This window comes from Serratia proteamaculans (assembly GCF_008830365.1).
GTDB lineage: Bacteria > Pseudomonadota > Gammaproteobacteria > Enterobacterales > Enterobacteriaceae > Serratia > Serratia proteamaculans.
Genome location: NZ_WBKI01000001.1, coordinates 589,042 through 600,086 on the forward strand (window position 1 = coordinate 589,042; position 11,045 = coordinate 600,086).

At 56.6% G+C, this 11,045-nt stretch carries 8 protein-coding genes; 6 read left to right on the forward strand and 2 right to left on the reverse strand.

Annotation, left to right across the window (positions count from 1 at the left end; all coding sequences use genetic code 11):
* Positions 1-157: 157 nt before the first annotated feature.
* The 3 genes from F8R23_RS02860 (at position 158) to F8R23_RS02870 (ending at position 4,287) form a co-directional block, all read left to right on the forward strand.
* A complete protein-coding gene (locus tag F8R23_RS02860) occupies positions 158-520 on the forward strand; it encodes a hypothetical protein (RefSeq protein WP_129938051.1) in 363 nt (120 codons plus the stop codon).
* A 360-nt stretch (positions 521-880) separates the two neighbouring features.
* Positions 881-2,149, forward strand: a complete 1,269-nt coding sequence (locus tag F8R23_RS02865; protein ID WP_129934736.1) for an HlyD family secretion protein — start codon at positions 881-883, stop codon at positions 2,147-2,149.
* Between the two features lie 2 nt (positions 2,150-2,151).
* Positions 2,152-4,287, forward strand: a complete 2,136-nt coding sequence (locus F8R23_RS02870; RefSeq protein WP_129935181.1) for a peptidase domain-containing ABC transporter — start codon at positions 2,152-2,154, stop codon at positions 4,285-4,287.
* Between the two features lie 35 nt (positions 4,288-4,322).
* On the opposite strand, the gene hpxO is transcribed toward F8R23_RS02870, so the two are convergent.
* Positions 4,323-5,480 (reverse strand): FAD-dependent urate hydroxylase HpxO, encoded by a 1,158-nt coding sequence (gene hpxO / locus F8R23_RS02875; protein ID WP_151415218.1) that lies wholly within the window; start codon positions 5,478-5,480, stop codon positions 4,323-4,325.
* Positions 5,481-5,811: 331 nt separating this feature from the next.
* Here hpxO and F8R23_RS02880 point away from each other — a divergent pair, with 331 nt between their 5' ends.
* The 3 genes from F8R23_RS02880 to F8R23_RS02890 are packed head-to-tail and all read left to right on the forward strand — an operon-like array spanning position 5,812 to position 9,807.
* Entirely contained in the window at positions 5,812-8,019 is a 2,208-nt protein-coding gene (locus tag F8R23_RS02880) for a xanthine dehydrogenase family protein molybdopterin-binding subunit (protein WP_151415219.1), read from the forward strand.
* 13 nt (positions 8,020-8,032) lie between these two features.
* On the forward strand, positions 8,033-8,491 hold the full coding sequence (locus F8R23_RS02885; RefSeq protein WP_099061921.1) for a (2Fe-2S)-binding protein: 459 nt from the start codon (positions 8,033-8,035) through the stop codon (positions 8,489-8,491).
* Positions 8,492-8,502: 11 nt separating this feature from the next.
* Complete coding sequence (locus tag F8R23_RS02890) at positions 8,503-9,807, forward strand: cytochrome c (RefSeq protein WP_112347436.1); 1,305 nt, start codon at positions 8,503-8,505, stop codon at positions 9,805-9,807.
* A gap of 34 nt (positions 9,808-9,841) precedes the next feature.
* On the opposite strand, the gene F8R23_RS02895 is transcribed toward F8R23_RS02890, so the two are convergent.
* Positions 9,842-11,011, reverse strand: coding sequence for a cupin domain-containing protein (locus F8R23_RS02895; RefSeq protein ID WP_151415220.1), 1,170 nt, complete (start codon positions 11,009-11,011; stop codon positions 9,842-9,844).
* Positions 11,012-11,045 lie beyond the last annotated feature (34 nt).

The window sequence follows — 11,045 nt, forward strand, 5'->3', positions numbered from 1 at the left end:
TTAAGCTTCTCGTGTAAGTCGCTTTATTTATTTGAATTTTTATTGTGGTGGCGATTAACTTTAATATTGACGCGCTGCTGTTTTATGTTTATATATGTCTGTATTATACGTTTCAAATATGTGGTTTAAATATGGACTTTTAAAATAAGGAGATGTTATGAAAAGCTTAACGAGAACCGAAATTATGATGATTGGCGGTGGTGGTGAAAGCAGCGTAGATACCCGGACCAGAGTAAATCACTATGGCCGCGGGATATCCGCTAACTACGGGAGGCAGACTTACAACCCGGCTGTTGCTTCAACCCCTGTAATTAGCTCAGAGTGCGCAAGCGCACTTGGTTTTGCTGTATTAGGAGGGGTGGCAGGTGGCCTCATTGTTGGAGGTGCCAGAGCTGTTTTTGGCAGTGTGGTAGGTTCATCAATTGGTTCGCTGAGTGCTTGTTTTGGTAGTGGCAATGGTTCACAAAATGCGTCAAAAGGTAACTCTGGCACTTATAATGGCGGCACCTGCAATTGGTAATAAATACGTATACCACCTTAGTATAATGGACTGTTTAAGATATTGACATGGTTGCATGTTAATGTTGAATGGGTGTCTTTTATGAAGACGTTTTGGTCGGTTTTTATTATGGTCATTCTTGCCGTTACGCTATCCCATAATCTGTTTTTTATTGTGGGGCTTAGCCAATATGACGGTCTGTTAAAAATCAATATCCCTTGTGAATTGGCCAAGTGGATGATTTGTTTTTTCGTGCTGTTAGGGACAATGACTTTTATGAAGTCAATATATACCTCGGCGCAAAGATTGGTCCGTAAATGGAAGCGTCGCGGTCAGTAAGATGATTATCGACCTATAATGCCGATAAAGGTATAACCCCCAATGACAGGACGTCCCCCCCAGCTTTACCGCGAGGGTTATTTTGCCGCTCAGGCCACCAGGGCCGAGGGTGAAGTGATTATCCCCGCCAGCCTCAGTTTAACCGCCTATGCCTGGGTCAGCATTCTGCTGGTGCTGGCCATCATGCTATTTCTGATACTGGGTGAATATACCCGCAAAGCGCGGCTGGAGGGGGTGGTGATGCCGTCCAGCGGATTGATCAAGGTGGTGGCGCGCAGCGCCGGGCAGGTCACCGAACGGCTGGTGGAGGAAGGCGCGGCGGTCAAGGCCGGGCAGGCGCTGTATCGGCTCAGCGGCGAATATTTCAATGGGCAGGGTATAGGTACTCTGGCCTCGGTTTCTGATTCATTAAATCGCCAATACCGCATGCTGGAACATCAGCGTGCTCAAGAGCTTGCGACCCGCGTCCTGCAGCAAACTGGCGTGCGTCAACGCATCGCGCAGCTCAATCAGGAGTTGGCCAGCACAGAGGCGGCAATGGTGCTGGTTCAGCAGCAGGCGCAACTGGCCCAGTCGCTGATGGGGCGTTACCGCAAGCTGATCGCTAAAGGCTATGTCTCAGAGCTTGAATTCCAGCAGCAGCAAATGGCGCTGGCGAAGGCGCAGGAAAAGGTTGAGCTCCAGCGGCAGGCGCAGGTACGGCTGAAACGCGAGCTGGCCGCGGCGGCGTCAGAACTGCGGACCCTGGAACAGCAGCAGCAGGCACGTGACGCCGAACTTGAACGCCAGTTGCTGGGCATTAAGCAGCAACAAATCGAACTGGGTGCCCAGCGCGATCATACGCTGACTGCGCCGGTGGATGGCCATATCGCCGTGGTGTTGGCCCGGGCCGGGCAGACGGTAAAACAAAGCGATCCCTTACTGATGATGGTTGCCGACGATGCACAATTGCAGGTCGAACTCTTTGCCCCGAGTAAAGCGGTGGGGTTTATCAAGCCCCAACAGCGGGTGGGGCTACGCTTTGCCTCATTCCCCTATGAAAAGTTTGGCGTGCAGTACGGCGCCACCCGGGCCATTACCGACACCAGCCTCAGCGCCAGCGAAGCAATGCTGCAAAACCCCATGGTATGGAAGGAAAACGAAGGGCATTACCGCGTCATCGTAGCCTTGGATAAACCCACCATTACGGCTTATGGCCGGCAGGAGCCATTGCGCGTCGGCATGACCGTTTCCGCAGATGTAGAACTGGACAGTCGTCGCCTGTACGAGTGGCTGCTGGAGCCATTATGGAGCCTGCAAGGGAGGATCTGAACATGGACGTTATCGAAGTGATTAATTGGGGATGGCGCAAGCGCCTGCCGTTGATCCGCCAGACAGAATCGGCGGAGTGTGGCGTGGCCTGTCTGGCGATGATCGCCGGTTGGCACGGGCATCGGGTTGATCTGCCCACGCTGCGCGCGCAATTTAACGTTTCGCAGCTCGGTATGACATTTTCGCAATTGATGAGCTGCGCCGAACACCTGCACTTAAGCGGACGCGCGGTGCAGTTGGAGCTTGAGGAATTGCACCAGTTGGCACTGCCCTGCATTTTGTACTGGGACATGAATCACTTTACGGTGCTCAAGCGGGTACGGGGGCAAACGCTGGAGCTGCACGATCCGGCGCGCGGCCAGGTAAAAATGAGCCTGCGGGAGGCAGACCGTCATTTTACCGGCGTCGCGATGGAGCTGACGCCCACTCACCAGTTTGCAGCCAAAGACCAGCGTAAAAAGATCCGCCTAATGGATCTGATTGGCAAAACCCAGGGGCTGAAGGCCGCATTGGGCAGAATCTTCTGCTTTGCCCTGGCGCTCGAAGTGTTTGCGCTGATCGGCCCGCTGATTAACCAACTGGTGATTGACGAGGTTTTGGTGGCGCTGGACGCCAGCCTGCTGACGCTGATCGTCATTGCCATGTTGCTGATGGCCGCGACCCAGACGCTACTGGAACTGGCCCGCCAGTGGGCGACCCTCACCATGGCGGTCAATTTCAACATGCAGTGGACGGCGAATGTGTTTCACCATTTGCTGCGGCTGCCGATTGGCTGGTTTGAGGCGCGAAACATGGGGGATATCAGCGCCAAATTCGATGCAGTCGACACCATTCAGGACACCCTGACCACCACGTTGCTTGAAGCCTTTCTGGATGTGTTGCTGGTGGTGGGTACCCTCACCATGATGTTTTTCTACAGTGCCAAATTAACCCTGGTGGCCTTGGTGGCCGCCCTGGTTTATGGCCTGCTGCGGCTGTTTTGGTTCAGTACGCTGCGTAAAGCGGCAGAAGACAGCTGGGTCGCCGGTACCCAGGAATCCAGCCACTTTCTGGAAAGCCTGCGCGGGGTGTTGAGCCTGCGGGTCAACGGAGCGCTGACGCCGCGAGAATCGGTCTGGCGTAACCTTAACGTCGCCCGGCGCAATGCTCAGTTGCGTGAAAGCAAACTGATGATGGTTTACGGCATTATGCAGACGGTGATCGGCAGCGTGGTGGGGGCGGCGGTGCTGTGGCTGGGAGCCAGCGCGGTACTGGCCGGTCAGTTTTCGGTGGGCATGCTGGTGGCCTATATGTCTTTTCAGGGCCGCTTCTCGTCCAGCATCAACGGGCTGATCGACAAGCTGGTCGCTTACCGAATGCTGGATGTCTATAACGAACGGTTGGCGGATATCCTACTGGCAGCGCGTGAAGATGCGGCGTCGCAGGCGGCTGGTGGCGCGGGTGTGTCATCAGCCGCCTGCGTCTGGCCGAGCGATCGGCCGGCGTTGAGTCTGGATCAGGTCAGTTTTAAATATGCTGGCACTGAGCGGGAGATCCTGTCGCAAGTCTCGCTGCAGATCATGCCAGGCGAGGTGGTGGCGCTGGTTGGTGCCTCTGGCAGCGGTAAGACCACGCTGGCCAAGCTGGTGCTGGGGTTATATCCACCGACCGCCGGGGTGATACGCACGCTGGGCATTGAGCACCGGCAGGCGGAGTATCCACAGGTTCGTCAGCATATCGGCGTGGTGTTGCAGGAGGATCAACTGTTTCGCGGCTCTATCGCAGATAACCTGACATTTTTCTCTTCGCGGGTGGATAAGCAAAAGCTCAGCGAGTGCGCCCGTTTGGCGCAGTTGGAGCAGGACATCGATAAATTACCGATGGGCTATCAGACGTTAATCGGGGAAATGGGTGGCACCCTGTCAGCGGGACAGAAACAACGTTTATTATTGGCGCGGGCATTGTACAAACAGCCACAGCTGCTGATCCTGGATGAAGCCACCAGCCATTTGGACATCAATAATGAAATGCTGATCGGCCAAACCTTGCGCCAGCTTGGCCTGCCCATTTTACTGATCGCCCACCGACCGGAAACGATCGCTACGGCGGACCGAGTGATCGAACTGGCGGCGGGACGCATACGTAGTTTGGAGACCTGAAGTTCTCCCTCTGCGAGCCGGAGAGCGGAAGCGACTCAGGCCAGCGGCCCACCCATTATGGTTTCTTTCATGCCGGAGAGAATACGCTCACCGGTTTCGGTTTTTAGCTCTTCATACCAGCCACGAGTGATCTCCATCTCTTTGCCGTGGGTCACATCGCAGCGCTTGCGCGCCTTGAGCACCAAATCCTTCACCCGATGGCTGCGTTTTTCCTGATAGCGCAGCAGTGCGTCTTCAATGCCCAGTGAGTTGGTTTGTAAGGCAATCGCCAGCACCACCGCGTCCTCCATGGCTGCGCAGCCGCCCTGGCCGATATCCGGTGTGGTGCTGTGCCCGGCATCGCCCAGTAAGGCCACGCGCCCACGCACCAGCTGTTCGAAGGGTTCAATATCGTGGATCTCAATGCGGTTGATGGCGTCGGGATCGAGTGCGGCAATCAGCTTTTGCACCGGCTCGGCCCAACCGGCAAAGTAACGCTGCAAATCGGCACGTGCGGTGCTGCGGTCTTCCGGCAATCCGGTAGGCAGCGGCACATCGAAAAAATAGTAGAAGCGGTTGTCGGAAACCGGCATCAAAGACACACGTTTCCCCTCACCGACAAAGGTGGTCCACTGGTCGGCCGGGGCGATGGACTCATCAATGGTTACCAGCCCGTTCCAGTTAACGTAACCGGCGTAGCGACGATCCACCCCGTGGCCCAGAACATAAGGACGAATGACGGAATGGGTGCCGTCGGCGGCGATCAGGAAATCGCCGCTGGCCTGGCTACCGTCTTCAAACCAGGCGGTGACACCTTGTGGAGTTTCCTCAATGCCGCTGACGCGCTTGCCGAAGTGCACCTGGTCGCAGCCGTAAGTGTCCAGCAACATCGCCTGCAGTTCGGCGCGGGCTACCGGGTAAGGGCGTTCACCGACGCTGGCGATCAGTGGATCCAGGCTAAAGCGTGTCAGGGTCTGGCCGTGCAGGTATTCCTGATAAGCCATGTAATGCATTGGGCCGCCCAGTGCGCGCAGGGCGTCCTTCATCCCCAGGTAGTTAAGGCATTTGACACCGTTGGGCCAGATGGAAATCGCGGCTCCAACCGGTTTGATCTGTTTAACCGCTTCAAAAACCTCGGTGTCGATACCGCAACGCTTCAATGCGATGGCGGTACACAGACCGCCGATGCCGCCACCAATGACAATTGCTTTCATCTGCTTCTCCCTCATAGCCATGATCGGGATAAGCAATTTCCATACCAGTCCGCAAACCGAGCGCTGGCGCGCTATCGGGCAGTTGCTTGATGCAATTTGGTGCAATCCATGGGCCGTGGCGGGGCATCATTAGGCAGCCAAAGCATTTTGTGAACTGCTAACCCGCACAGCACAAATCCGCAACAGAAAACCCAGCTCAAATGTTAAACAGACAAATTAATAGGCTACGCTAACTATTAGCCAGCCGTGCTTGTGCATGCAGACGGCGCGCATAAAAAGAATGATTTCGCCGCATTGATCAAGGTTGATCGGCATTTTGGAGCGATGAGCAATGAAACTACCCGAAGTCCCGCTTACCCGGCGGCGGTTTATCGTCGGCACTGGCGCGTTGGTGATCGGCGCCTATCTGCCGTCTACCGGTGCGCTGGCCCGAACCAGCCCCGCCACGGCAGCAGAAAACACCACTTTTGAAGCCAATGCCTTTGTGCAGATTGGCGAAGACGGCATTGTTACCGTTATCAGCAAACACACCGAGGTGGGTCAGGGTGTGTATACCGGCATGGCGACGCTGGTCGCCGAAGAGCTGGACGCCGATTGGGCGCAGGTGCGGGTGGTTGCCGCGCCGGTTGATACCAACGTCTATAAAAATCTGTCGTTCGGTTTCCAGGGCACCGGTGGCTCCAGTTCGGTGGCCAATGCCTATGAGCAAATGCGCCGCATGGGGGCCATGGCGCGTGCAATGCTGGTGCAGGCGGCCGCTCAAAGCTGGAAAACCTCGGCAGAGGAAATCACCGTGCAGGCGGGGAAAATCCGCCACGCTGCCAGTGGTCGTGAAGCGGGCTTCGGTGAGTTTGCTGCGCTGGCCACCCAGTTGCCGCCGCCCGATCCCGCCACGCTGACCCTGAAGGATCCTTCCCATTTTACCTTGATCGGCAAGGCCAGCGGTTTGCACCGGGTGGATTCACTGGCGAAGACCAACGGCTCGGCGCAATTTACCCAAGACATTCATGAGCCGGACATGCTGACCGTGACCATTAAAAAGCCGCCGCGGTTTGGCGGCAAGGTGGCCTCGTTTGACGCCAGCCGTGCGCTGACGGTACCGGGCGTGGTGGCGGTGAAGCAGACCGACACCGGTGTGGCGGTCTACGCCAAAAATACCTGGGCGGCGATCCAGGGCCGTGAAAAGTTGCAGGTGGAGTGGGACGACTCGCAGGCCGAACGACGCAATACTGAGCAGATTTACGCCGAGTTCCGCCAGGTGGCGCAAAAACCCGGAGCGGTGGCAAAAAGCCACGGCCAGCCGGAGCAGGTTTTTGATAAAGCCGACAAAGTGATTGAAGCGGAATACACCTTTCCCTATCTCGCCCATGCGCCGATGGAGCCGCTGGACGGCTATTTGTTCTGGGACGGCGAAAGCGTCAAGGCGCGCTATGGTTGCCAAATCCAAACCCTCGACCAAATACAACTATGCAATCTGTTTCAATTGCCACCGGACAAGGTAGAAATTGAAACCATTCTGGCGGGCGGCAGTTTTGGTCGCCGCATCGATCTGGGCAACCCGCAGTTGGGGCCCGATCTGGCTGCCGATATGGCAGCGGCAGCCAAGGCGATTGGCCCCGGTCACGGGGTGAAGGTGGTATGGACACGTGAGGACGATATCCGCAACGGTTGGTATCGCCCGATGATCCTGCATCGGCTGCGCGGGGCGATCCGTGACGGCAAGGTGGTGGGCTGGAGTGACACCATCGTCGGCCACTCCTGGACGCTCAATAGTGCGATGACGGCGCTGGTGGTAAACGGCGTCGATCAGATGATGATCGAAGGTGCCAGCGAGGTGCCTTATACCTTTGAGAGCTTCCTTTGTGACGCCCATATCGTGCCGGGCAAGGTACCTACCACCTCACTGAGATCGGTGGCCAGTACCCATACCGGCCACGCGGTGGAAAGCTTTATCGATCAATTGCTGCAGGAGACCGGGCAGGATCCGGTGGAGGGGCGGCTGGCGCTGATGGGGGATGCACCGCGTGAGGCCGGCGTATTGCGGGCGGTGGCGAAAGCCGCTAACTGGCAGGGTGCGAAGGTAGTGGATGGCCGCGCGCGCGGCGTTGGCGTCGCCAAGGCGTTTAATACCCGGGTGGCGCAGATTGCCGAGGTGTCGATCGGTGAAGGGGGCATTCCGCGAGTGCACAAGGTGTGGTGCGCCGTGGACTGTGGTGTGGCGGTCAATCCGGATGTGATCCGCGCGCAGATTGAGGGCGGTATTGGCTACGGTCTGAGCATCGCACTGTACGGCAACATTACGTTAAAAGACGGCGTGGTTGAGCAGTGCAACTTCAATAATTACCGTCCGCTGCGTATCGACGAAATGCCGGAAATAGAGGTGATTATCGTGCCTTCAAGCGAAGCCCCGACCGGCGTGGGTGAACTGGGTGTGCCCACCATCGCCCCGGCGGTCGGTAATGCTCTGGCGCTGCTCGGGCGCCCTCGCAGCTCACTGAGCCTGCCTTTACACCGTCCCAACAGTGACGCCAGCGTCTGAAAAGGAAAACAGCATGATAACTTTAACCGTAAATGAACAACCGCTGACGTTTGATGGCGACCCCCATATGCCGCTGCTGTGGTTCCTGCGCGATGAAGCCGGACTGACCGGCACCAAATTTGGCTGCGGCATCGCCATGTGTGGCGCTTGCACCGTCCATCTGGATGGCGTGCCGGTGCGTTCTTGCATGACGCCGGTCTCCGCCGCCGAGGGCAAGAAAATCACCACCATTGAAGCGATCGGCGAAACGCCGACCGGCAAAGCGGTGCAGGCGGCCTGGGTCAATCTGGATGTGGTGCAATGTGGCTACTGCCAGTCCGGCCAGATCATGAGTGCCAGCGCACTGCTGGCCCAGAGCAAGAACCCGAGCGATGCAGATATTGACGCGGCGATGAGTGGCAACGTTTGCCGCTGCGCCACTTACGTGCGCATTCGCGCCGCCATCCACCAGGCCGCCAAGGCGTTGGATTAAGGGAGAGACTCATGAGCAACGCCCTGAGATGGCTGTTATGGCTGATTGTCGCAGTAGTGGTGATAGCGGGCGGTTACGCGCTCTACACCCTGTTGCGTCCTGTCGGTCCGGAGCCTGCAGCGCCTATCGCCGGTGCGCCGGCAGGTATTAGCGATAAACTGGCGCGCGGTGAGTATCTGGCACGTGCCGCCGACTGTGTGGCCTGCCACACCGCACCGGGAGGGAAACCTTTTGCCGGTGGTTTTGCCTTTAAACTGCCGTTCGGGACCATTTACGGCACCAATATTACTGCGGATCCGGAAACCGGCATCGGCGGCTGGAGTGACGATCAGTTTGTCCGTGCGGTGCGTGAGGGCGTCGGCCCACAGGGCAATCTCTACCCGGCCATGCCTTATACCTCTTACACTGCGCTGAGCCGTGATGACGTGCTGGCGATCAAGGCTTATCTGTTCAGCCTGCCGCCGATAAAGCAGGCCAATCCGGAAAACGGGCTGTCGTTCCCGTTCAACCAGCGTTGGGGCATGAAGTTCTGGAATTTGGCGTTCTTCAATGAAAAACGCTTCGAGCCGAACCTCAATCAGGATGAGCAATGGAACCGGGGGGCCTACCTGGCGACAGCTCTGGGGCACTGTAGCGAATGCCACACGCCGCGTAATCTGGGCTTTGGCATCAATCAGAGCAAAAACCTCAGCGGCGAAGTGATCCAGGGGTGGTTTGCTGCCAATATTACCCCAGACAAGCAGACCGGTATTGGTGCATGGAGCGAACAGCAACTGTCAGAGTACCTGGCAACCGGCCATGCGCCAGGGCGCAGCAGCGCTTCCGGGCCGATGGCAGAAGCGGTAGAAAACAGCCTGCAATACCTGACGCCAGAAGATAACCAGGCGTTGGTGAAATACCTGCGTAATATCGAACCTATTGCCACCGACAGTGCCAGCGCAGTGAACCTGCAGCCGAAAGGGGCGGCGTCTTCCAGTGCGATATTGCCGGGTGGGCAGGAAGATTCGCTGGGGCGTCGGCTGTTTGCCGGGGATTGCAGCGGTTGTCACCAATGGAATGGTACTGGTCGCCAGAGTAAGTATGCCTCTCTGGTCGGCAGCACTGCCGTTAACGATCCACAAGGCCGCAGCGTGGTGCAGGCGATCCTCAAAGGAACGCGTATCAGCATCGGTGAGCAGCACGAGCTGATGCCGGACTTTGGTGCCCAATACTCGGACGAGGAAGTAGCGGCGGTAGCCAACTATGTGGTGGGGCAGTTTGGTGAAAAACAAGGTAAAGTGACCGCTAAACAGGTCGCAGAACAGCGTAAGCAGTAACCATAGGCGAGGGGGAAACCCCTCGCCATACCCATCAACTTCTGCGGCGAGACATCACCAGTTTATCCTTGGGGCGATCCAGCCAGTCGGCAATCTGGTTATTGAAGTTATCCGCCAACAGATAGGCTGGGGTTTTTGCCAGCCAGTCCGACAGCGAAATATCCTGGTAAATACCGTTATCCAGTACGATCAATACCTTCAGATCTTCATCACCCATATTCTCAATGTAATGACCAAACCCCTGTGGTACATAGCCAACATCGGTCGGTGCATATTCTTCGGTCTGCACATGGCCGTGCGAACTGAATACCGTCATGCGGCCTTTTCCGGAAATGTAATACTGCCATTCATTGGCGTTGGGATGCCAGTGCAGCTCTCGGATTGCTCCGGGCTTGACGATTTCAATAATCCCGGTAATGGTGGTGGAAATAGGAAATTCCTTCGATGAAACCAGGTGCACACTGCCGGCATCATTTTCAAAAAAAGGTTTCTTTTTCATTAATTCATAACGGTGAGTCAGAGGGGAATTATTCAATCCGCCGTCGTTGCTGGGCAGGGGAAGCGCCGGTGGAATGGCACCGCCAACAATATAGGCTTCACCCTGTTTGGCTTTGGAAAACACGGCTGCCGGCATATTGACGCTTTTTTCCAACACCTCTTTGGGCATGTGTGCCACCCAGTCGGTAATGCTGAAAGTACCGAACTCGGAAAAGTGGCCGTTATCAAAGGTCAGGATGAAATGTGCACCGTCTGCCAGCGCCTGAATTGAGTGTCCGTAACCTTTGGGGAAGTACCAGACGTCGCCTGGGCCGAAGTCCGCCACTTCACACTTGCCTTCCGGGTCGATGATGGTGATACGGGCATGTCCTTCCAGCATAAACGCCCATTCGGCGGCAATGGCGTGCCAGTGCAGCTCGCGGACACCGCCCGGTTCCAGCGTCATATCCACCCCGGCAACGCCTTCAGAAATCGGGAATTGTTCGACGGTGGCCTCTCTGGCCCACCCGCTGGGCAGGCTGCGTTTTTTGCTGTTGGCAAAGACATATTTATAAAGGCTTTGTGCCTCTGCGGCGGGTTGGAAAGTACTGGGCGGGACAATATTGCGATGTTCGTCGGCGCTGGCGGATTTAATCATACCGACCATTACGCTGGCTGCTGCTGCGCTGACCGCAGAGGCTTTTAATATATCACGACGCGATAACATATAACTTTCTCCAATATATAGAATGCCTGCAAAA

Coding starts and splice junctions, on each gene's coding strand:
- F8R23_RS02890 (WP_112347436.1), top strand. CDS start 8,503: ATGAGCAACGCCCTGAGATGGCTGTTATGGCTGATTGTCGCAGTAGTG.
- F8R23_RS02885 (WP_099061921.1), top strand. CDS start 8,033: ATGATAACTTTAACCGTAAATGAACAACCGCTGACGTTTGATGGCGAC.
- hpxO (WP_151415218.1), bottom strand. CDS start 5,480: ATGAAAGCAATTGTCATTGGTGGCGGCATCGGCGGTCTGTGTACCGCC.
- F8R23_RS02865 (WP_129934736.1), top strand. CDS start 881: ATGACAGGACGTCCCCCCCAGCTTTACCGCGAGGGTTATTTTGCCGCT.
- F8R23_RS02870 (WP_129935181.1), top strand. CDS start 2,152: ATGGACGTTATCGAAGTGATTAATTGGGGATGGCGCAAGCGCCTGCCG.
- F8R23_RS02860 (WP_129938051.1), top strand. CDS start 158: ATGAAAAGCTTAACGAGAACCGAAATTATGATGATTGGCGGTGGTGGT.
- F8R23_RS02880 (WP_151415219.1), top strand. CDS start 5,812: ATGAAACTACCCGAAGTCCCGCTTACCCGGCGGCGGTTTATCGTCGGC.
- F8R23_RS02895 (WP_151415220.1), bottom strand. CDS start 11,011: ATGTTATCGCGTCGTGATATATTAAAAGCCTCTGCGGTCAGCGCAGCA.